General features: G+C 29.3%; 19 protein-coding genes. 6 read left to right on the top strand and 13 right to left on the bottom strand.

What is annotated here, in order from left to right; genetic code table 11:
- Positions 1-3 precede the first annotated feature (3 nt).
- Positions 4-918, bottom strand: coding sequence for a phytanoyl-CoA dioxygenase family protein (locus ACKVOV_RS03035; protein ID WP_409205301.1), 915 nt, complete (start codon positions 916-918; stop codon positions 4-6).
- Between the two features lie 182 nt (positions 919-1,100).
- On the opposite strand from ACKVOV_RS03035, the gene bshC reads away from it, so the two are divergent.
- From bshC to ACKVOV_RS03020, 3 genes are all read left to right on the top strand, one after another.
- On the top strand, positions 1,101-2,693 hold the full coding sequence (bshC, locus tag ACKVOV_RS03030) for a bacillithiol biosynthesis cysteine-adding enzyme BshC (RefSeq protein WP_409205300.1): 1,593 nt from the start codon (positions 1,101-1,103) through the stop codon (positions 2,691-2,693).
- A 114-nt stretch (positions 2,694-2,807) separates the two neighbouring features.
- Positions 2,808-3,635 carry a formylglycine-generating enzyme family protein gene (locus ACKVOV_RS03025; RefSeq protein ID WP_409205299.1) on the top strand — a complete coding sequence of 276 codons (828 nt, stop codon included), beginning with the start codon at positions 2,808-2,810 and terminating at the stop codon, positions 3,633-3,635.
- A 72-nt stretch (positions 3,636-3,707) separates the two neighbouring features.
- Positions 3,708-4,127 (top strand): nucleoside-diphosphate kinase, encoded by a 420-nt coding sequence (locus ACKVOV_RS03020; protein ID WP_409205298.1) that lies wholly within the window; start codon positions 3,708-3,710, stop codon positions 4,125-4,127.
- A gap of 57 nt (positions 4,128-4,184) precedes the next feature.
- On the opposite strand, the gene ACKVOV_RS03015 is transcribed toward ACKVOV_RS03020, so the two are convergent.
- The 5 genes from ACKVOV_RS03015 to ACKVOV_RS02995 all read right to left on the bottom strand — a co-directional run bounded on the left by ACKVOV_RS03015 (position 4,185) and on the right by ACKVOV_RS02995 (position 8,677).
- Positions 4,185-4,844 (bottom strand): TrmH family RNA methyltransferase, encoded by a 660-nt coding sequence (locus tag ACKVOV_RS03015; protein ID WP_409205297.1) that lies wholly within the window; start codon positions 4,842-4,844, stop codon positions 4,185-4,187.
- A 63-nt stretch (positions 4,845-4,907) separates the two neighbouring features.
- Entirely contained in the window at positions 4,908-5,963 is a 1,056-nt protein-coding gene (locus ACKVOV_RS03010) for a DUF3810 domain-containing protein (RefSeq protein ID WP_409205296.1), read from the bottom strand.
- 82 nt (positions 5,964-6,045) lie between these two features.
- Complete coding sequence (gene can, locus ACKVOV_RS03005; protein WP_409205295.1) at positions 6,046-6,681, bottom strand: carbonate dehydratase; 636 nt, start codon at positions 6,679-6,681, stop codon at positions 6,046-6,048.
- A 5-nt stretch (positions 6,682-6,686) separates the two neighbouring features.
- Positions 6,687-8,285, bottom strand: coding sequence for a SulP family inorganic anion transporter (locus tag ACKVOV_RS03000; protein ID WP_409205294.1), 1,599 nt, complete (start codon positions 8,283-8,285; stop codon positions 6,687-6,689).
- Between the two features lie 59 nt (positions 8,286-8,344).
- The gene (locus tag ACKVOV_RS02995; RefSeq protein WP_409205293.1) at positions 8,345-8,677 is read right to left on the bottom strand and encodes a hypothetical protein; all 333 of its coding nucleotides are present in this window, start codon (positions 8,675-8,677) and stop codon (positions 8,345-8,347) included.
- Between the two features lie 122 nt (positions 8,678-8,799).
- Between ACKVOV_RS02995 and ACKVOV_RS02990 the strand changes: the two genes are divergently transcribed.
- The 3 genes from ACKVOV_RS02990 (at position 8,800) to ACKVOV_RS02980 (ending at position 13,680) form a co-directional block, all read left to right on the top strand.
- On the top strand, positions 8,800-10,260 hold the full coding sequence (locus tag ACKVOV_RS02990; RefSeq protein WP_409205292.1) for an aminoacyl-histidine dipeptidase: 1,461 nt from the start codon (positions 8,800-8,802) through the stop codon (positions 10,258-10,260).
- Between the two features lie 125 nt (positions 10,261-10,385).
- Positions 10,386-11,426, top strand: a complete 1,041-nt coding sequence (locus tag ACKVOV_RS02985) for a hypothetical protein (RefSeq protein ID WP_409205291.1) — start codon at positions 10,386-10,388, stop codon at positions 11,424-11,426.
- On the top strand, positions 11,386-13,680 hold the full coding sequence (locus ACKVOV_RS02980) for a hypothetical protein (RefSeq protein WP_409205290.1): 2,295 nt from the start codon (positions 11,386-11,388) through the stop codon (positions 13,678-13,680). Before ACKVOV_RS02985 ends, ACKVOV_RS02980 begins: the two co-directional genes overlap by 41 nt.
- Positions 13,681-13,737: 57 nt before the next feature.
- Here ACKVOV_RS02980 and ACKVOV_RS02975 read toward each other — a convergent pair whose 3' ends face one another.
- The 7 genes from ACKVOV_RS02975 to ACKVOV_RS02945 all read right to left on the bottom strand — a co-directional run.
- A complete protein-coding gene (locus tag ACKVOV_RS02975) occupies positions 13,738-14,286 on the bottom strand; it encodes a PepSY-associated TM helix domain-containing protein (protein ID WP_409205289.1) in 549 nt (182 codons plus the stop codon).
- Positions 14,287-14,292: 6 nt separating this feature from the next.
- Positions 14,293-16,524 (bottom strand): TonB-dependent siderophore receptor, encoded by a 2,232-nt coding sequence (locus ACKVOV_RS02970; RefSeq protein WP_409205288.1) that lies wholly within the window; start codon positions 16,522-16,524, stop codon positions 14,293-14,295.
- Positions 16,525-16,808: 284 nt separating this feature from the next.
- Positions 16,809-17,519 (bottom strand): response regulator transcription factor, encoded by a 711-nt coding sequence (locus tag ACKVOV_RS02965; protein WP_409205287.1) that lies wholly within the window; start codon positions 17,517-17,519, stop codon positions 16,809-16,811.
- A gap of 3 nt (positions 17,520-17,522) precedes the next feature.
- Positions 17,523-19,106 carry a sensor histidine kinase gene (locus ACKVOV_RS02960; protein WP_409205286.1) on the bottom strand — a complete coding sequence of 528 codons (1,584 nt, stop codon included), beginning with the start codon at positions 19,104-19,106 and terminating at the stop codon, positions 17,523-17,525.
- A gap of 68 nt (positions 19,107-19,174) precedes the next feature.
- Positions 19,175-19,759 carry a dephospho-CoA kinase gene (gene coaE, locus ACKVOV_RS02955; RefSeq protein ID WP_409205285.1) on the bottom strand — a complete coding sequence of 195 codons (585 nt, stop codon included), beginning with the start codon at positions 19,757-19,759 and terminating at the stop codon, positions 19,175-19,177.
- 1 nt (position 19,760) lies between these two features.
- Positions 19,761-20,759 carry a glycosyltransferase gene (locus tag ACKVOV_RS02950; RefSeq protein WP_409205284.1) on the bottom strand — a complete coding sequence of 333 codons (999 nt, stop codon included), beginning with the start codon at positions 20,757-20,759 and terminating at the stop codon, positions 19,761-19,763.
- An 87-nt stretch (positions 20,760-20,846) separates the two neighbouring features.
- Positions 20,847-21,415 (bottom strand): T9SS type A sorting domain-containing protein (locus ACKVOV_RS02945; protein ID WP_409205283.1); only part of this gene is annotated, 569 nt, incomplete at its 5' end.

Below are 21,415 nucleotides of genomic sequence, written 5' to 3'. Positions count from 1 at the left end.
ATTTTATATCCATTCTGTGGTTATTGTTTCTTCCTCAGGAAAATAAGTAAGATATTGCACCATTCGGGGAAGTTTTCCTTTATTAGGTGTTGCACAATGTGGCAATGCTTGATGCCAGATTATAAAATCTCCTGCCTGACCAGTAACGGCTTTTGATAGTAATAATTTCGGAGCTATTTCCCTTGGGTTTTCATTGGCTTGTAAATTGCTCATCCATGATGAAACATTATTATGAAAACCTGGCACGCAATGGAAAGCGCCATCATTATCATTACAATCAGACAAATAAAGAAGTCCTTGCAACTTAAAAGGTATTGGTAGTTTCAGACTAACATCCCAGTGAAGATCGCTTCCTAAAAAAGAATAATTTTCTGATATTGGTGGATTAAAGCTGACTTTATCGATCGTTTTGTAGATTTTTTTTGTTTTATATAATTGTTCGTACGCTTTTTGAATTTTAACAGATTCTCTATTCTTATTAAGTGTTGGATGATTAGAAAAATTTAGCATCAGCCCTCTTTTCTCTTCATGTTTCTGATACCATGAAGTTGGATCTTCAGAATTTGCCCTCAAAAAAGTCCAAATCGCATTTTGAGTTGCCTCACAATCAGATCTTGAAATGGCATTTTTAATGACAACATAACCATTTTTATCCCAAAAATCTAAATCTTCTTTAGTAAGAACCTCATCGATAATGTCTTCTGCTTTTTTAATTTCATTCTTATTAAGATTAACCCAATCATTAAAGACTGATAAACTTGGCTTTTCATAATGAAGATAACGAACCGCTTCTTCCATACTAATACCCTTTTTATAAAGAAACTCAATTTCTTTAGTCCACGATGAATTCTCATCAGAAACAATCTTTGCGTTTGGATTTAGAATGCGATTCCAAAAACTTTCAATCTTTACATCCATATAAAAAATCTTATATTTTAACCAAAAGTAAGAAATTTACACGCTTCTATTATTTTATAATCGTACAATTTATTTAAATGATTTTGGTGGTGTTTTGAAAATTAAAAATTAAATCATAAGCCTATGTTAAACCGAATTTAGCTACATTATTTTTATTAATTTAGCAGAAATAAATTTCAATTATGCCAACTGACTGTATTAGCTATCAAAAATCAGGATATTTTTCAAAATTAATTGCCGATTATTTAGACGAAAAATTAGAAGTAAAAGAATTATACAATCATTTTCCTACTATTGAAAATTTTAAAAATCAAATTGAAGAAAAAGAAAAAAACTTTAATAATGGTATTAAACGTGAAATCTTAGTTTCGGAATTAGAGAAACAATATATAAATTTCGAAATTTCAGAATTAACTAATCAGAATATTTCACTTCTCAAAAACAATAAAACATTTTCAATAACTACTGGACACCAGCTCAATTTATTTACTGGTCCGCTCTATTTTTTATATAAAATTATTTCTACTATAAATTTATGCAAACAACTAAAAGTAAATTATCCTGAGTACAATTTTGTTCCCATTTACTGGATGGCAACAGAAGATCATGATTTTGAAGAAATAAACCATTTTAGTTTTAAAGATAAAAAGTTTAGTTGGAATGCAGTATCTAAAGGTCCTGTTGGTCGATTATCTACTAAAGATTTAACTGCTTTTTTTAAAGTTTTTAAAAAAGAACTTGGCTCTAGCAATAATGCAGAATATCTAATAAAATTATTTTCAGATAGTTATTTAGAACATTCTAATTTAGCAGAAGCCACAAGATATTTAGCCAATCAATTATTTGGAGAATATGGTTTAGTTATTTTAGATGGAGATTCAACAGATTTGAAAAAACAATTTATTCCTTACATAAAAGACGAATTGTTATATCAAAATTCAAATAAAAAAGTGCTAGAAAGTATTATTAAACTAAATAATTACTCAATTCAAGTAAATCCTAGAGAAATTAATCTTTTTTATATTGAAGATAATCTCAGAGAACGCATTATTCATGAAAACGGGAATTACAAAGTTAATAATACAACTATTGAATTTACTGAAGCCGAAATATTAAACTTAGTAGATACAAATCCTGAAAAATTTAGCCCAAACGTTATTTTACGTCCTCTATATCAAGAAGTTATTTTACCTAACTTATCTTACATTGGTGGTGGTGGAGAAATTGCCTATTGGTTGGAACTAAAAGCTATGTTCGATTTTCATAAAGTAACCTTTCCTATATTATTGATTAGAAATTCTGTAGTTTTAATTAGTGAAAAACAAGAAACAAAAAGATCTAAATTAGACATAAATTGGGAAGAATTATTTTTGAAACAAGAAACATTAATTGATCTTAAAACAAAACAGTTTTCAGAAATAAACATCGATTTTTCTGAGCAAAAAATGCATCTTAAAAAACAATTTGAAGCATTACATGAAATAGTACTTAAGACAGATAAATCATTTGCTGGCGCTGTAAATGCTCAAGAAAAAAAACAACTAAAAGGCTTAGAAAACCTTGAAAAAAGACTTCTTAAAGCTGAAAAAAAAGTGCATATTGCAGAGTTAGAAAGAGTGATTCAACTTCAAAACGAATTATTTCCTAACAAAAGTTTACAAGAAAGAAAATCTAATTTCTCAGAATTTTATTTAGAAAACGGAGCTGAACTTGTTCTAAAATTAATTAAGGAACTAAAACCACTTTCTATGAATTTTTCGATTATCAAAATGTAACTTCATCGGTTTTAATGTCATATTATCGACAAAAACTTGCTTTTGTTAAAAATAATTCTATTTTTGTCTCTTAATTTTACAATTTGATAACAATTTGATAACAATTTAATAATTATGAGTAAAAAATACTTACTTACAGCAATATCAATATTAACGATATTTCTTACATCTTACGGACAATCTAAAAATTTAGTTATTCAAATGGTTAAAGTAGAAGGTGGAAAATTCTTAATGGGTTCACCAGACGAAAATAAAATTGCTGAAAATGATGAGCAAAAACAACACGAAGTTACTGTTGGTAATTTTGAAATAAACAAACTTGAAGTTTCTGTTTGGGAGTGGAAAGAATATTGTAAGAAAACAAAAAAACAAATGCCAGCCAAACAAATTTGGGGAATAAATGACAATTACCCTATCACGAATATCACTTGGAATGATGCTGTTAACTATTGCAACTGGTTAAGTAAACAAGATGGATACAAACCAGTTTATACTTTTGCAGGTCCTAATATCATTTGTGATTTTACTGCAAATGGATATAGATTACCAACTGAAGCAGAATGGGAATATGCTGCAAAAGGTGGGAAAAAATCTAAAAACTATATTTTTTCTGGTTCTAATATTTCTAATGAAATTGCATGGCAACAAAACAATAGTGAAAAAAGACCACATGGTGTAGGTACTAAATTAGCTAATGAATTGGGAATTTATGATATGAGTGGAAACGTTTGGGAATGGTGCTATGATTGGTACAACAAAGATTATTACAAGAGTGAAGACGGGAATAACCCAACTGGCCCTATAAGAGGTGAAAAAAAATCGGTTCGTGGTGGTTCTTGGGATAGTAAGGAAAGTTATTTAAGAACTAGCAATAGGATTAGTACAACGCCAGACAGAACTTATGAATTTTACGGATTTAGATTAGCTAGAACAGTAAACTAAAATATATTACATAAGTAAGCTTTAATTTTTACAAAAAAAGATTACTTTTGCACCAAATTAAAAAAAATACAAATGGCAACGAATAGAACATTTACAATGATTAAGCCTGATGGTGTTGAAAACGGACACATTGGAGGAATAATAAACATGATTACTGAAGCTGGTTTTAAAATTGTATCAATGAAATTGACTCAATTGACAGTAGCTGATGCTCAAAAATTTTATGCAGTACATGCTGCAAGACCTTTTTATGGAGAATTAGTAGAATTTATGTCTAGAGGTCCTATTGTTGCTGCTATTTTAGAAAAAGAAAATGCAATTGAAGATTTTAGAACTTTAATTGGAGCTACAAACCCAGCTGATGCTGCTGAAGGTACTATTCGTAAAAAATATGCTACTTCTATTGGAGAAAATGCAGTTCACGGTTCAGATAGCGATGAGAATGCTGCTATTGAAGGTGCTTTTCACTTTGCTGGAAGAGAGCAATTCTAATATTTATAGAATTTTAAATTATCATATTACAAAAAACACGCAAGTTGCGTGTTTTTTTTATACTTCTAAATTATAATATCTCTTTTCAATTCTTTTAATATCCTTAATAGAACTTTTTGCCCAAGACAATCTTTTTTCCAGAATTTCATCTTCTGATAATTGCCAATTCACTTCAGATTTACGCATTCTTTGAGTTAAATTTTGCAAAATAATTGCCGCTGAAACTGAAATGTTCAAACTTTCGGTAAAACCAACCATTGGTATTTTTAAAAATCCATCAGCTTGCTTCAAAATTTCATCTGACAATCCATCTCTTTCCGTACCAAAAAACAAAGCACTCGGTTTAGAAATATCAAAATCTTCTAATAAACAATCATTCTCATGTGGTGTTGTTGCAATGATTTGATAACCTTTATCTTTCAAGGTATTAATACAATTAGAAACGTTATCAAATGTATTAATATCGACCCATTTTTGCGCACCCATAGCAATTTCTTTATCTATACTTTTGCCGTACCGCTCTTCTATTACGTTTAATTCTTGAATTCCAAAAACTTCACAACTACGCATTACAGCACTTGCATTATGCATCTGAAAAATATCTTCAACAACCACTGTAAAATGATTCGTTCTATTTTGTAATACCTTCAAGAATTTTTCTTTTCTATTATCTGTAAGTATATTTTCTAAAAAAGCTAAATATTCTAAATCGACCATTTTCTAATTTATTATTTTTCAAAAATACATTATATTAAAACTACTATAATTATTACTCGTTTTTTAATTAAAATCATTTGTTTTGTAGTAATTAACCATCAAGTCAACAAACTTACTATAACTTTCCAATCCGTCTTTTTGCTGGTTTAGTTTTAAGAAATTATCATAAAAAATTTTAAATCCAGTATCTATAAATGTTTGGTGACTTTCCCAAAAATCTTGGCTTTCCTGATAGTTTTTTAGAACTCCAGGGTTAATCGATTTTATTAATTTTTCAAATATTTTGGGATTTCTAACTTCCCAATTAAACAAACAATAACGCAAAGCGTAACTATAACCTGAGTATTTAAAATATAAATCATTCTCTTTTGTAGAAGTCAAAAAACTAATAAAATTACACTCACTTTCGCTAGCATAACCCATCTGATGTGCCATTTCGTGACAAGCAGTACTTGGGAAATTATACATAGGAATCATATAATTTACTTGGGATTCATTAGTAAATGGATTCAAATAACCGCCAAAACCCATATAAGTTAGAGGATAGCTAAACAATGACTTCTTCTGGCTTGGCACATTATACTTAAAAAAGGAATATTGCTTAGATAATTTGTCATAAGCAATAATAGATTTATCAAAAATTTGATTTTGAGTATAAAGAGTGGTTACTTTTTTTGTAGTATCATTAGTAATTTGAAATTGAATTTTGTTAGTTTTTACTATTAATTTTTCAGTGAAATCTAGCAATTGTTCATCCGAATATTCTCTTTTTATATTCATTTTTTCAAAAAGTGGCACTCGATAATAATTAAAAGCCCACAAAACATGAAAAACAAAATAGACAACCGAAACAAAGCTTAAAATAGATAATATTTTATTTTTCCAATTCTCTTTTCTGTTTTTGCAAAACCAATAAATAGTCCAAACAATTAAAATTCCGTACAAAACATCACCAATCGAAAATGGAATCCAACCCAAACATCTTCTAGAGAATTTTGAAATTATTGGATATATTCCATTACTATAATTTTTTTCTATAAATTCAGGAAAAAAAGTAAGTAGCTTCAAACCTATAATTTGAAGGATTAATAGTAAGGGTAAAATATATTTTTGTTTCAACTTTTTTAAAATTTTGTTTTCTTATCAAAAAAATGGCAAAAATGATTTAACCATTTTTGCCATCTAAAGTAAGGGAAATATTTTAAATATTTAACTGATAAACATCCGATAAATCTTTATTGCATGAATAGTTTACATCTAAATCGGTTACGTAACCAGAATTTAGTCCATAAACCCAACCATGTAGTGTTAAATCTTGACCATTTCTCCAAGCAACTTGAACTATAGATGTTTTAGCTAAATCTGAAACTTGTTCTTTTACATTCAATTCAACAAATTTATTAAACCGCTCATTTTCATCTTCAATTACATTTAATTCAAATTTATGGAGACGATAAACATCTTTAATATGTCGTATCCAATTGTCTATAATTCCGAAAGAATTATTATTCATTGCAGCTTTAATACCTCCACATCCATAATGTCCGCAAACAATAATATGCTTTACTTTTAAAACATTTACTGCATAATCTAAGACACTTAACATATTCATATCACTATGAATAACCATGTTTGCAATATTACGATGTACGAATACTTCTCCAGATTGAGTTCCTGTAATTTCATTTGCCGGTACTCTACTATCTGAACATCCTATCCATAATAATGGAGGAGATTGCCCTTCTGATAAATCCTTAAAATAATTTTTGTCGATTGCTAATTTACTTTCAACCCACTTTTTATTATTGTCTATTATTTTTTTATAAAAATCACTCATTTTTTTTAATTTGTATGTTCAACAAAAACATGTTTTTCCTCTTCTCCACTATTCTCAAGTTCATATGCTTTCTTAAAGCCCATCAACTTTACTTGAATATTCTCTTCCTTTGCTCGTATTTTTTTAAATTCTTTAATCATATCTAAAACATCATGAGCTATATACACAGTATCGGAAGCATTAATAATTACTTTCGACTTTTCAGGAATAGAAGCTAAAGTAGATTTAATAGCAGATTTATTTAAAAATGATACTTCCTGTGCTAAATCTATATGAATAATGTCTCCTTCTTTGTATTCTTTTTTTCTAAAAGCATAAGCGCGTTGCATATTTCCTTTTAAAATAAAAATGATACTGATAATAATTCCTAACATTACTCCTTTTAACAAATCCGTAAAAACTACTGCTAACATAGTTGCAATAAAAGGTATAAATTGGTACTTTCCTCTTTCGTAAAAATGTTTAATTATCTTAGGGTTTGCTAGTTTGTACCCAACCATCAGAAGAACTGCAGCCAATGTTGCCAAAGGAATTTTATTTAATACAAACGGGATTGTTACAGCGCTGAATAATAATAAAATTCCGTGAACAATACTCGCCATTTTAGTTTTTGCTCCAGCATCAGCATTTGCAGATGTTCTTACCACAACAGATGTCATTGGTAATCCTCCAAATAAAGAACTAATTATATTACCAATACCTTGAGCTTTAAGCTCATTATTAGTGTCAGTAGAACGTTTACGAACATCCATTCTATCAGCAGCTTCGATACACAATAAAGTTTCGATAGATGCAACAACAGCAATAGTAAATCCAACAACCCAAACTTCTTTATTGGTTATGGCTGAAAAATTTGGAAAAACAAAAATTGCTTTAAATTCATCTAGAGATTGAGGTACAGGAAGCTTAACTAATTGATCAGAAGTAATTGCTAAAGAACCACCATAATTAATAAAAAGTTGATTTAATAAAACACAAACTATAACCGCAACTAATGCTGCAGGAACTAATTTTAAGTCTTTTAAGAACTTTATTTTATTCCAAACAATTAAAATAATTAGGGATACTAAAGTCATGATAACAACCCCAAGATGGATATTTCCTAGTACTGAAAATATTTCGGAAAAGGTATTTTGCCCGTCGGGTTGCAAGAATGCTAAATCACCCTCATAATCCTTGTCATAACCTACGGCGTGAGGTATTTGTTTTAAGAAAATAATTACCCCAATTCCTGCCAACATACCTTCTATAACATTATTGGGAAAATAATTTGAAATAGTTCCTGCTTTTAGAAAACCTAAAATAATTTGTATCACTCCAGCAATAAAAACCGCTAATAAAAAAGTGTCAAAAGCACCAAAATTAGTAATTGCTACAAGGACAATCGCAGTTAAACCTGCTGCTGGCCCAGAAACTGATAAATGAGATTTACTTAAAAAACCCACTACAATCCCCCCTACTACTCCAGAAATTATTCCAGAAAACAATGGTGCACCCGAAGCTAAAGCTATCCCTAAACATAATGGCAATGCCACTAAAAAAACCACCAGCCCAGCGGGAATATCCGAGCTAAGGTTGCCAAAAATATTATTATTTTTTGTCATCCATATTTAATTTAAAACCATAAATAATCACAAGTGTGCTTGTGTCTTCTTTTTGAGTTTTAAACTAATTCTGGTGGAGGAATAAACTGAGTAGAAAATGTTGAGTATTTTTTCAACAAATAAGGTTTAGAAACTTTTGAAGTAGTTTCTTTAATAAAAAACAAAAAATCATTTGCATGAGCGCAAATATACTCAAATTTGATTTCTTTATTTTTTTCAATTTCTTTCGAATGTTCATCTTCATCAAGTACATTCATTGCAATTTTATTTCCTTTATCAGAATTTATCAAGATTAAAACACTTGATGAAAACTGAAAGAAAATAAAATAAACTAAAATTATTCTTGAGAAAAACTTCATGTGGCAAATATAATTAATTTTAAAAATGTTCATTCCTTATTAACATATTTTTAATTATTAAAGAAAATTTATATTGGATAATTACGATTGCTTTTTTGCAAAAAAAGAATTTAAACTTTGTAACTTTGACACTTGTAAATAACAAACTAATAAAAATGAGCCAAGAAATAAGAAACCTTGAACCAAAAGAACTTTGGAACAAATTCGCCGATTTAAATGCAGTACCTCGTCCTTCTAAAAAAGAAGATAGAGTCATCGAATTTATGAAGAACTTCGGAAATAATTTAGGACTAGAAACCTTCGAAGATGATATTCGTAATGTAATTATCCGTAAACCAGCAACTCCAGGAATGGAAAACCGTAAAGCTTTGGTCTTACAAGGCCATTTAGATATGGTACATCAAAAAAACGGGGATACTATTTTCGATTTCGATACACAAGGAATTGACATGTATGTAGATGGAGACTGGGTTCGTGCTCGTGGTACAACACTTGGTGCTGACAACGGTCTTGGGGTAGCGATGATTATGGCTATTTTAGAAAGTAAAACCATCAAACATCCTGCTATTGAAGCTTTGTTTACTATTGATGAAGAAACGGGAATGACTGGTGCTTTGAACCTAAAAGGAGGCATTCTCCGTGGTGATATTCTCTTGAATATGGATACCGAAGAAGATGACGAAATTGGAATTGGTTGTGCCGGTGGAATTGATGTTACAGCTAACAGAAGTTATAACGAAGAAGAAATTCCAGAAGGTTCTGTAGGATATTTAATTACAGTAAAAGGTTTGAATGGTGGTCATTCAGGAATGGATATTCACAAAGGTTTGGGTAATGCAAATAAAATAATGAACCGTTTGTTGTTTGACGGATTTGAAAATTTTGGATTGCAAGTTGCTGAAATAAACGGTGGGAGTTTGCGTAATGCGATTCCACGTGAAAGCAATGCTAAAGTGATTGTCGCAGGTATGTATGACGAAGCTTTTGTATTTGATATGCAAGAAATTATTAGTGATATTAAAGCCGAATTTAAAACCATGGAACCTAACTTGACTATCGAAATCGTAAAAAGCGATTTACCAAGTAAAGTAATGGATTTGGGTGTTCAAGAAGGATTAATTCGTTCTATTTATGCAGCTCATAATGGTGTTTATAGAATGAGTGCTGATATTCCAGAATTGGTAGAAACGTCTAATAATATTGCACGTGTGATTGTAAAAGACGGTGAAATAACGATTCAAAATTTAACCCGTTCTTCTGTTGAAAGTTCAAAATTTGATTTGGCTAATGCATTGCGTTCAGCTTACGAATTATTTGGTTGCGAAGTTGAATGTTCTGGAAGTTATCCCGGTTGGACACCAAATGTAAATTCAGAAATTTTGGATTTATTAGTTACAATTTATGAAAAACAAAATAACGAAAAACCAAATGTAGCGGCTTGTCATGCAGGTTTGGAATGTGGAATCCTAGGAACCAATTATCCAGATATGGACATGATTTCTTTTGGACCAACTATTCATGGTGCACACTCACCAGACGAAAGAGCTTCGATAAAATCTTCTCAGAAATTTTATAAATTTGTGTTAGAGATATTAGAGAATATTCCTGTGAAATAACACTAACTTTATTTTCATATTATACGAAAAATCTTATTTAGAAATAAATAAGATTTTTTTGTTTTTTAACAAATAATTGGTGTTATTTTTGATACAAAATTGTAAATAAAACCTATCAAATAATTATGAAAAAAATCTTCATTTTCGGGCTAATTTCTATGCTTTTTTATTCCTGTAAAAATGACAACAAAGTTGAAAATGTAGAACGTGCTTTTTATTATTGGAAAAGTGATAATTCCTTGAATTCTGAAACAGAAAACAAGTTGAACACTAATAAAGTAAATAAAATATATGTGAAGTTTTTTGAAATCGATTATTCTGAAGCAACAGGAAATTATCCCTACGACAAATTATATAGTTATGGTAATATGTTTGAAAATATTGAAAACCTTTCGATTGTGCCAACCATTTTTATCAAAAATGAAATCTTTAAATATAATACCGAAAAAGATTTAGATAAACTTTCAGATAACATTGTGTTTTTAATTAACAAACGTTGTAGGGAAAAGTTTAAAAACGCAAAATTAACAGATGAAATACAAATAGATTGCGATTGGACAAAATCGACCAAGGAGAAATATTTTTATTTACTAAAAAAAATAAAAGAAGATTCTAAAAAGAAAATCAGTTGCACTTTACGATTATATCCGTATAAATACCAAGAAATAATGGGTGTTCCACCTGTTGACAAAGCGATGTTGATGTGTTACAATTTAGTAAAACCATTAACAAATAGTAATAAAAATTCCATTTTAGACATTCCTGAATTAAAATCCTATTTGAATGAAAAAAGAAGTTATCCAATTCATTTAGATGTAGCGTTACCTGTTTTTAGTTGGTCTCAATTGTATCAGAATAATCATTTCCAAAAACTAATCAATATTAGAAGCATTGAACTGTCTGGTTTTACCAAAGAAATAAAACCAATGTGGTATGAAGTTACAAAAGACACTTCTTTTTCTTGGGATAATTATTACAGGATTGGAGATCAAATTAAATGCGAAGAGGTTTCAACTAAGACTATAAACGAATCTATAGCAATTATAAAAAAGAATGTTATACTTGATAAAAATACAACAATTGCACTTTTTGATTTAGATAATTCAATTTTTACAAAATACACAGATGAAGAAATTTCTAGTTTTTACAGTACTTTTTCTAAGTAGTTTTTTAAAAATTTCTGCTTGTGGTTATTCACCATATGGCGAAGATGTCCGATATAGTTTGTTTAATCCTAAATATTTCAATTTCAATCAATATTATGGTTTTTACTATAATAATTTTATTTGGGGATATGATTCGATGAAAGATGATTTTCAAGATAAAATTAGTTACGAAGCTAACATTTTAGATTGGTATAATTACACTAACAAAAAAGTTGCTATTAATGAAATTATTTTCTTTAATAATAATCTAAAAATGACTGATATTCAATCAGATTCAAATAACGAATTTTTAAATTTTTTATATAAAAACAAAAAAAATGACGTAATAAAATACCTCATTTATGCCAAAAAATGTGAGGGTTTTAATGGTTATTTTGAAGAAAATGTATGGGAAAGAAACATACCAACCCAAAAACAATCCGCTTCTAATTTTGAAAAAAAATTAGTCCAAGTTTACAATTCGGAAAATAATTTATATTTAAAAAGAAAATATGCTTTTCAGTGCATCCGATTGGCTTTTTATAATGGAAATCTTGAATTGATTAAAACCATTTTCAACAAAGAATTTCTGAATACTAAGAAAGATTATCTGTATTATTGGAGTTTGTATTTTAATTGTTTTACCAATAACAATAATGGGAATTATAATGATATTGCAGAGCTTTTTACTAATTGTCCCGAAAAAACATTTGCTAGTCAATTCTATTTCAACAATAAATTCAATTTAGAAAAAGCGCTTCCATTTGCTAAAAATCCTAATCAAGTGGCGAATTTATATGCTTATGCTTCGGCAAGAGTATTAGATAAAAATTTAGATAATCTAAAATTAATTTATCAAAATAAACCAAAATTTAAAACGCTAGATTTTTTGCTTTTGAGAGAAATTAACAAAATTGAAGATTGGGTTTACACGCCTTTTTATACAAATTATTCTCCATCGATAGAAGAAGAAGAAGAAGGTTATTATGACGAAAGCGAAAGCAGTAAAATCACCACACAAACTCTAAGAATGAGGGCTGCGAAAGATAGAATTTATGCTCAGGAGGTTTTAAATTTTATTAATCTATGCGACATCTCAAAAGTTGATAATCCTGTGTTGTGGAGGTCAGCTAAAATTCAGTTGTTGTTTATTACACAAAAATATGATGAAGCATTAATAGTAATTAAGGATTTTGAAGCTAAACATAAAAAGGAAAAAGTATTTGCCGAAATTGAAAAAATTAAAGCACTTTGTATAACAGCCAAACAACAATATGATAAAGCTATTATTACTAATGAAGTAAATACAATTATAGAAAAAAACTTAGAAGACAAAAGGTTTCTTTTCGCTTTGGGTCGTGAGTTAGAATTTAAAGGCAATTTACTTGACGGAATAGCACTTATTTCGATGTCAGATCACAATAATTATTCTGAAGATGAGTACAATTCTAATGACGTGGAATGGAGAGGAAACAGGCTACAAACGACTGCAAATTTAGATGTTTTTTCTAACTATTTTGATTATTTAGATTTTGTGTATTCAGCAAATGATTTGCAAATTTTGATCAATAAACTAAATCAAATTTCATTAGATAAGAAAAATGATATTATATACCAATCATTACTAAAAGATAAAAATTATTTAACTGATATGTTAGGCACGAAATACATCAGAGAAGAAAAAATAAACTTGGCTTTAATAACATTCAAATCATTAGGGAATCAATATTGGCAAGACAATTATAATGCTTGGGAAAGAGGAAAGTTTGATGAGTTTATGATGTTCGATGAGAATCCATTTTATACCATTAAGTATACTAATGATTTTATCGAAAAAAAAGACCATTACTTTGTAAATAAACTTACAATTACGGAACATTTAATCAAATATTTGCGATTAGCAAATGATATAAAACGAAAAGATAGAGATTACTACTATTTTCTAATTGCCAATTGTTATTTGAATATGACAGACATGGGTAATTCCTGGATGATGCGAAGATTCGAAAGCTATTCTAGCTATTCAGATGAGTTTTTAAACGAATCTTATATTGATAATTTAGAATATCGAAGCCGAAATAAAACAATTGAATATTATGATTTAGCCTATCAAAATTCAAAATCAGACAAGTTTAGAGCATTGTGTTTACATATGATAAGTTTTGCTCAAGGTTATGTAGGCGAATACAATAAATTGAAAGCGGAATATCCAGAATATAGCGATGAGCTTTCTAATTGTTATGCATTAGAAAGTTTTTTTAACTCAAGAAGATAAAAGAAAAACGCATCATAAATTTTTTATGATGCGTTTTTTGTAACTCATAATACAAATCTAACCCAAGAAAATTAATATTAACAACGGAACTATCAATCCAGCCAAAGCTAGTTTCCAACCTCGTTTTTTGAAAGTAAATTTTCCTGCAGGAATCATTAATGTTCCAGTTATGGCGATTACGATTAATGAAATTCCGAAAATATCTCCGTAATAAATCCACCAGTTTGAAGTGTTTTTGTGTAACTTCATCATCGAGCTGATAATTGGAGTTTTAATAAATGAAACTATTTCACCTTTTCCGGTTTTTAAATTAATTTCAACATCATTTTTTTCAAAAGAAATACGCAATTTTCCTTCATCTACTTTATGACGACGAATTTTATCATCAATTCCCAATTGTTTTCCTAAACTATCCGCATATTCTTCTGTGATATCAGCATAAGTTGGAATTTTTACATCAATTTTTTTAGTTTCAACAGTATATTTTTCTGCGTGCCAGCTATCTCTGTGGTTCATCAAAATCCCTGATGTGGCAAAGGAAATGATTAGCCCGATGTAAAAATAGCCTAAGTCTCGATGTAAGTTTCTTGCTTTAATTGGTTTCATTTTTTTTTAGAATTTATATTTGATACTTGTCATTACTTGTCTTGGGGCTATTGGATTTACACTGTAATTTTCATGAACAGTATAGTTTAACTCGTTAGCAATGTTTGATAATTTGCAAAGTAACGAAAATTGTTTCCAAGTATAACCTGCTGAAAAATCAATTGTAGTGTAACCTTCGAGCGGAATTTCTCTATCATTAATAGTAACAGCTCCTGTAGTGGAGTTTATAACAATTTGATTGTTCCAACCCCCAGAGCGATTCCCTATATAATTCCCTATTGCTCCAAAAGATACTCCTTTTAATAATCCCGTTGGCAAGGTATAGAAAAAGCTTAAGTTAGCCGTAGTTGCTGGTGTTCTTACTAAACGATCTCCTTGTATAAAACTACCATTTAATCCAGACGTTTTGGTATAACGCATATCATTATAACTGTAACCAGCAACAATATTTAGTCCTTCAATGGGTCTTGCAGTAACATCTACTTCTATTCCCTTGCTTTTTGTTTGGCCACTCAAAACTTTTATAGTAGTATCAGTATTACTTGAACCATCCGCTTTAAATTCAGCTGTTTGTGCTAAATTACTATTTATTATTTGATATAATGTAACGTTTGTGCTTAAAACATTTTTCCAAAAATCCTTTTTAACTCCTACTTCATATTGGTCTATAACAGATGGCTTTATGGCTACTAGATCTACTGTTGTTCCTGAATTTGGTGTAAATGAGTTGGCATAGCTAGCAAATAAAGACGTATTTTTTATAGGTTGAAATACCAATCCAACTTTTGGAGAAAAGGCTTCATCTTTACGTTTTGGCGTTTCAACTACGGTATTCGCAACCAAATTATAAGTATTAACTTCTGCTTCTTGCCATGACCAACGCAATCCTGCTAAAACTTTAATTTTTTCTGTGATAGATACCAAATCTTGTGCATAAACTCCGAAACGGTTGGTTTCTGTTTCTGCTCTTGCTGTGTTAGTAGAATTTGGGATTGCCCCTCCTTGGTTAAAATTATCAAAATCAAAAATATTACCGCTACCGTAAGTTGTAGGACTAAATACAAATGTATTTGCTTCAAGAAGTGAGTTTTCAAAATCAACACCTGTAAATAATTGATGCTTCACTTTACCAGTAAAAAAAGTGCCTTGTAAACTAAGTTGCTGACTCGTGATTTGTTCTAAATTTTTATTTTCTCCAAGAGGTCGACTCCAGTTTCCATAAGTTGCAATTGCGTCTGAAGGTTGCACACGTTCTGTTCCTTTTGAAGTTCTACTATAATCTTGAAATGAAGAATTAAAATTTAATTTCCAGTTTAAATTAAAATCATGTTTCACCGATGCTGAAACAGTAGCTTGTTTTGTTTGTCCAGTAGACCAAGTAGCTCCCAAATATTTATCTCGTGGTAGATTTACAATATTTTTCCCAATAACTCCAATACCAAAATCGGGGGTCCAATTGTCGTGTAAATAATCTCCTTGTAATGTAATTTCTGTTTTATTACTTACTTTAAAAAGGAAAGAAGGATTAATATAATAACGTTCTTTTTTGACCACATCTCTAAAACTTTCAGAATTTTCGTAAGAACCTGTAAATCGATACGCAATAGCATTACTTAAAGGTCCGTAAATATCTACCGATGGTTTGTAGAAAGAATAACTTCCTATTTGCATAGCTACTTCACCTCCTTTTGTAAATGATGGAGATTTAGTAACCATATTTAGGATTCCTCCAGGAGCAACATTTCCATACAATAAAGCAGCACTTCCTTTTAGCACTTCTACTTTTTCTAATGAGGATACCTCAGGAATTGAACCACTATTAAAACGAAAACCATTTTTAAACATATTATTGGCAGACATATCGTATCCTCTAGACCAAAATGATTCTTGTGCACCGCCACGAGCTGAACCTACATAGACACCATTCACGTTTTTTATGACATCACTCAAACGAATGCTTTGTTGTTGGCTTATAGTTTCGGAACCAACTATCTGACTACTTTGTGGTAAGTCCATTGGTTTTATTCCAGATCTTGTTGCGGATACAGGGTTTTTCTGTTGGTTCGAAATAATTGAAACCTCATCAAGGATTTGACCTTTTTTGTTTTTTACGGTATCTGTTACCATATTTTGATTTTCTAAAAAATCATTATCTGTTTGAATCTTATTTGAATCTTGTGCAAAACTTGAAGTACAAAATAATAAAACTAAGGACGGGAATAAAATATATTTACGCATTTATTTAGAATAAGTTAAAATAATAACGCAAATATAAAAGTAGTTTTTGAATTACCAAAGCTTATTTAGACTAAATATGAATAATATTTTTAAAGCCTTAATTTTGTGTAAATTAAGAATCTCATTTTAAGTATAAAATTTAATGTAGTGATAAAATTAATTCCAATTAATGAAAATTTGACTAAATTATCACAAAAGAATATGAAGAAAAAACAACAACCTAATAAATACTTTTAATAACCATTACAAAAAAAAGCTTCGATTTCTCGAAGCTTTTTAATTTTTTATACTGCTGAATTTTTTATGGCTAATCTAAATCCTTCGCCATGAATATTTATTATTTCAACACCTTCATCTGCTTTTAGATATTTTCGAAGTTTTGCAATATACACATCCATACTTCTAGAAGTAAAATAATTATCATCTCTCCAAATCTTAGTTAGTGCTAACTCTCTTGGCATTAAATCATTCTCATGAAGTGCTAACATTTTTAATAATTCATTTTCTTTTGGCGATAACTTTATAGTTTCTTCCCCTGGAAAGTTTAAGAATCTTAATTTAGAATTTAAATCGAATTTACCAATTTTAAATTCAAATTTTGCTACATCAGATTTTGTTTCTGAAGCCTTACGCTGAATAATTGCTTTAATTTTCATAAGTAAAACTTCCGAATCGAATGGTTTATTCAGATAATCATCTGCTCCCACTTTATATCCTTTTAGCACATCTTCTTTCATAGACTTTGCTGTTAGGAAAACAATAGGCACTTCTTTATTTTTCTCACGAATTTCTTTGGCTAATGTATAACCATCTTTGTATGGCATCATAACATCTAAGATACATAAATCGAAATTATCTTTCTTAAATTTTTCGAAACCTTCCATTCCGTTTTTGGCTAATGTTACCTCAAAATCATTCATCGATAAATAATCGCGAAGTATTGAACCAAAATTTGGGTCATCCTCTACTAATAATATTTTTTTATTTGCTTCCATAGTTTAATAAATTAAGGGTAATTTGATTATAAATGTACTTCCTTTTCCTTTTTCGCTTTCTACCATCACTTCTCCGTGATGATCATCTACTATTCTTTTTACGTACGCCAGTCCTAATCCGTGGCCTTTTACGTTATGTATATCTCCCGTATGCTCTCTATAGAATTTATCAAATATTTTCTTTTGAGATGCTTTGCTTATTCCTAATCCTTGATCTTTTATTTTAATAATAATAAAATTTTTAACATTCTCTGAAGTAACCTCTATTATTGGTTTATCTGGTGAATATTTTATTGCATTCTCCAATATATTAACTAATACGTTTGTAAAATGTACATCATTTAATAAGACGTTTGTTTGTTTTGCTTTTAGATTTACAGTTATTTTTCCTTGTCTGTCTTCAATTATTAAATTAACATGCTCTATTGCTTCTTCAATTATATCATTCATATTATAGGACTCTTTTGTAATATTGAGTTCTCTTTTTTCTAATTTAGAAATTTGTAGCACATTTTCTACTTGGGCATGCATTCTCTTGTTTTCATCCTTAATCATTTGCAGATAACGAAAAACTTTTTCCTTATCATCAATAATTTTAGGATTCTTTATGGCATCTAATGCTAAATTTATAGTAGCAATTGGAGTTTTAAACTCATGTGTCATATTATTTATAAAATCAGTTTTAATTTGAGAAATATGACGTTGTTTATTTAACTGATTTAATGCACTATAATACGCAACAATAATAATTGCTGTAAACAAAAATGCAAGGAATGCAATACCTATTAAATCAGAAATTAAGAATTGCTTCTTTTTAGGAAAACTTACTAATAACTGATATTTACTTACTCCGTCATTATCTGTAAAAACTGGAATATCATAAGTATTTTTCTTATCATATTTAAATTTTTCAGATTTCACTTTTGTTGCTAAACCATTACTATAAATACCAAACTCAAATGGTGTTTTTATACCATAACCAGTCAGTTCATAAGCCAATAAATCATACAATTGCTTATTAGAAACTCTTTGAGTTATAGATCGTGTTGCCGCAATATCCTTAAAATAAACTCCAAAGGTTGCTTTATCTAAAACATCCATTCTTCCAGATTTTTCTATTTTTTCATCTGGAGACAATGTACTATTTATACGAGAGTCATTTATGGTATTTCCATTATAAACTTCCGTAACACGTTTAGAAATATAGTTTTTGAGCTGTGTTGAATCCTTATTTTTATCAAAGAACGAAGATGGCAATGAATAATCTTCTGCAATCAAACTGTTAGAATAAATAATTGTCTCGTTTGTTACTGTATTTTTTTCTACATAAAAAAACTTGAGTAACTCACTTTGTTGTGGACTTTTACCTATACTATCTTTAAGTTTATTGTATGTACTTAAAAAAGTATAAGTTTCTTGTTCTTGTAATTTCTTTGACACATTATCGATAACCTGCTTCACTTGGTATTTAAATTGTTCATCTTTATTTTTAAAAGATGCATTTATCAAATAACCTTGAACCACAATGATTCCCAACAGGGAAAGTGTCATTAGAAATACTACAATACGAAACAACGTTTTATTCATTGCTACAAATTTAACATTTTAACATTTGAATCTTGAATATATTAACCAAACATTAACAGATGCTATTTTTAATATAGATTCATTAATTTTTTAAGAACTTCTTGAAATTGAATTTTTGCTTCAGTTAAATTTTCATTTTCGATAATATAGTCGCTTTTTGAGGTTTTCTGACTATCACTCCACTGATTTTTTATTCTATCTAAAACGGCTTCTCTAGTACAGTTATCTCTTGACATGACGCGTTTTATCCGTGTTTCTTCCGAAGCAATAACAGTTATAATTTGATCACAATATTTATAACTTCCACTTTCAAAAAGAATAGCTGTTTCTTTGATTACAAAAGGTGAAATTTGTTTTTTTACCCAATTATCAAAATGCTTTTTCACCAATGGATGAATGATTTTATTGAGTTCTTTTAGTTTTTCTGGATGATTAAAAACAATTTCTGATAGTTTTTTTCTATCTATTTGATTATTAACAATAAATTCTTGACCAAAATGGGCTGCGACTAAACGAATGGTTTCTGGCAAAATCATTATTTTTTTTGCTTCATCATCAGCAATATATACAGGGATTTTTTCGGCTTCAAAAAGTCTAGCGATAGTTGTTTTACCACTCCCTATCCCACCTGTTAATCCTATAATTTTTGTCATTTTAAACTTTAAAAAATAATTTAGGAAATGCTTCTTGTGGTTTTTTCTTTAGAATATTAATTTTAATAAATGATTCTATAAAACCTAATCCGTAACCAAAAAACTGTTTCCAAACTGCTATAATAGAAAGGTAACCAACGTAAATATTTTTGTTTTGAATCGCTGATATTATGAAAATTAGAATCGTGTACGCGAAATATAATTTCAAAATCCAATCGAAAGTAAAAATTAAAGAAACAACCCCAATAATAAAACCAATTACAAATATTGATGGTAAAAAGAATGTTGGTTTTGCATATTCTGGATACCAATAATTTAATATTGGTCTTGCTTTACCAAATTTGTTTACTTGAGTATAAAATTTTTCCCAATCGATTCTTCTTTTGTGATATACAAATGCAGAAGTAATTAATTTAGTTTCGAAACCTAATTTCCACAAACGAATACTTAAATCTGGATCTTCACCTGGATGAATATTTGAAAACCCTTTTGATGCTTCGAATGCTTTTCTTGAGATTCCCATATTAAAACTTCTCGGTTGAAATTTTTCTATTTTTTCTGAACCTCCACGAATTCCTCCTGTAGTAATAACTGATGTCATCGCGAAATTTATTGCTTTTTGCACGACCGAAAAACTAGGCAACATAGCATCCGGACCACCGTAACAATCTACGTATTTATGAGATAAACTTTTAGAAACTTCTGTCAAGTAATTTTCTGGAATAATACAATCTGAATCTAAAATAATAAAATAATCTGATTTAGACTGACTCATACCAAAATTACGAGAATCGCCAGGTCCTGAATTATATTTCAGGTAATAAGTTATAGATAATTTGCTTTTATATTTATCTATAATATGTTCACAAGGGATTGTTGAACCATCCTCAACAATAATAATATCAAAAGGATCTTTGTAGGTTTGTTTTGTTAAACTTTCTAAAAGCTCCTCGATTTCTTCTGGACGATTGTAAACTGGAATAATAAACGAAAAATTCATTGTTAAAAAATTTTGACAAAGGTACATTTTTTTATAAAAAAAAGCCATTCGACTAGCGAATGGCTTTTAATATTTTTAAAAACTATTTCATTGTTTTATAACTTTCAATGTTTTAACTAATCCGTCTACAGTAACTTTTACTAAATAAGCACCATTAGACAAGTTTGACATATCTATTTTAGTTTGTGTAGCATTTATAGATTTTGTCATTACTTGCTGACCTAATAAATTATGTACAGACACATTTGAAATTTCTTTTGTATAAGATAAATTCAATACATCTTTTACTGGATTAGGATAAGCTGAAAAACCATTCAAATCGAAAGAACGAGTACTTAAAGAAGCATCATAAGCAGCGATTCTAAATTCTCCTACAGCAAGCGCATTTTTAGGCAAAGCATTATTATATCTCCAAGCTCTAGCATATAGTGTTTCTCCAGCGGTTATACCGTCAGCAGATGTTAAAGATAATAAAGAAAAAGCACCTGTTCCACTATCATCATCACAATTAATTTCTAAAAGAGCTCCACATACACCACTGTAAACAGCTAGTCCAGAATCTGTAAAACCTCCTGTTTCTTGACCTGTTTCAAATGTTATTGTTCCAGAAGCTGGAACAACTGCTTTATACCATACATCACCACCTACATAAGAAG

Origin of the sequence: Flavobacterium sp. (assembly GCF_046153165.1) — a bacterium.
Classification (GTDB): Bacteria; Bacteroidota; Bacteroidia; order Flavobacteriales; family Flavobacteriaceae; genus Flavobacterium.
This window is presented reverse-complemented; position numbering and strand designations above follow the sequence as displayed.

Excerpts from the sequence above, each read along its gene's own strand:
- ACKVOV_RS03035 (WP_409205301.1), bottom strand. The coding sequence starts at position 918 with ATGGATGTAAAGATTGAAAGTTTTTGGAATCGCATTCTAAATCCAAAC.
- bshC (WP_409205300.1), top strand. The coding sequence starts at position 1,101 with ATGCCAACTGACTGTATTAGCTATCAAAAATCAGGATATTTTTCAAAA.
- ACKVOV_RS03025 (WP_409205299.1), top strand. The coding sequence starts at position 2,808 with ATGAGTAAAAAATACTTACTTACAGCAATATCAATATTAACGATATTT.
- ACKVOV_RS03020 (WP_409205298.1), top strand. The coding sequence starts at position 3,708 with ATGGCAACGAATAGAACATTTACAATGATTAAGCCTGATGGTGTTGAA.
- ACKVOV_RS03015 (WP_409205297.1), bottom strand. The coding sequence starts at position 4,844 with ATGGTCGATTTAGAATATTTAGCTTTTTTAGAAAATATACTTACAGAT.
- can (WP_409205295.1), bottom strand. The coding sequence starts at position 6,681 with ATGAGTGATTTTTATAAAAAAATAATAGACAATAATAAAAAGTGGGTT.
- ACKVOV_RS03000 (WP_409205294.1), bottom strand. The coding sequence starts at position 8,285 with ATGACAAAAAATAATAATATTTTTGGCAACCTTAGCTCGGATATTCCC.
- ACKVOV_RS02995 (WP_409205293.1), bottom strand. The coding sequence starts at position 8,677 with ATGAACATTTTTAAAATTAATTATATTTGCCACATGAAGTTTTTCTCA.
- ACKVOV_RS02990 (WP_409205292.1), top strand. The coding sequence starts at position 8,800 with ATGAGCCAAGAAATAAGAAACCTTGAACCAAAAGAACTTTGGAACAAA.
- ACKVOV_RS02985 (WP_409205291.1), top strand. The coding sequence starts at position 10,386 with ATGAAAAAAATCTTCATTTTCGGGCTAATTTCTATGCTTTTTTATTCC.
- ACKVOV_RS02980 (WP_409205290.1), top strand. The coding sequence starts at position 11,386 with ATGAAGAAATTTCTAGTTTTTACAGTACTTTTTCTAAGTAGTTTTTTA.
- ACKVOV_RS02975 (WP_409205289.1), bottom strand. The coding sequence starts at position 14,286 with ATGAAACCAATTAAAGCAAGAAACTTACATCGAGACTTAGGCTATTTT.
- ACKVOV_RS02970 (WP_409205288.1), bottom strand. The coding sequence starts at position 16,524 with ATGCGTAAATATATTTTATTCCCGTCCTTAGTTTTATTATTTTGTACT.
- ACKVOV_RS02965 (WP_409205287.1), bottom strand. The coding sequence starts at position 17,519 with ATGGAAGCAAATAAAAAAATATTATTAGTAGAGGATGACCCAAATTTT.
- ACKVOV_RS02960 (WP_409205286.1), bottom strand. The coding sequence starts at position 19,106 with ATGAATAAAACGTTGTTTCGTATTGTAGTATTTCTAATGACACTTTCC.
- coaE (WP_409205285.1), bottom strand. The coding sequence starts at position 19,759 with ATGACAAAAATTATAGGATTAACAGGTGGGATAGGGAGTGGTAAAACA.
- ACKVOV_RS02950 (WP_409205284.1), bottom strand. The coding sequence starts at position 20,759 with ATGAATTTTTCGTTTATTATTCCAGTTTACAATCGTCCAGAAGAAATC.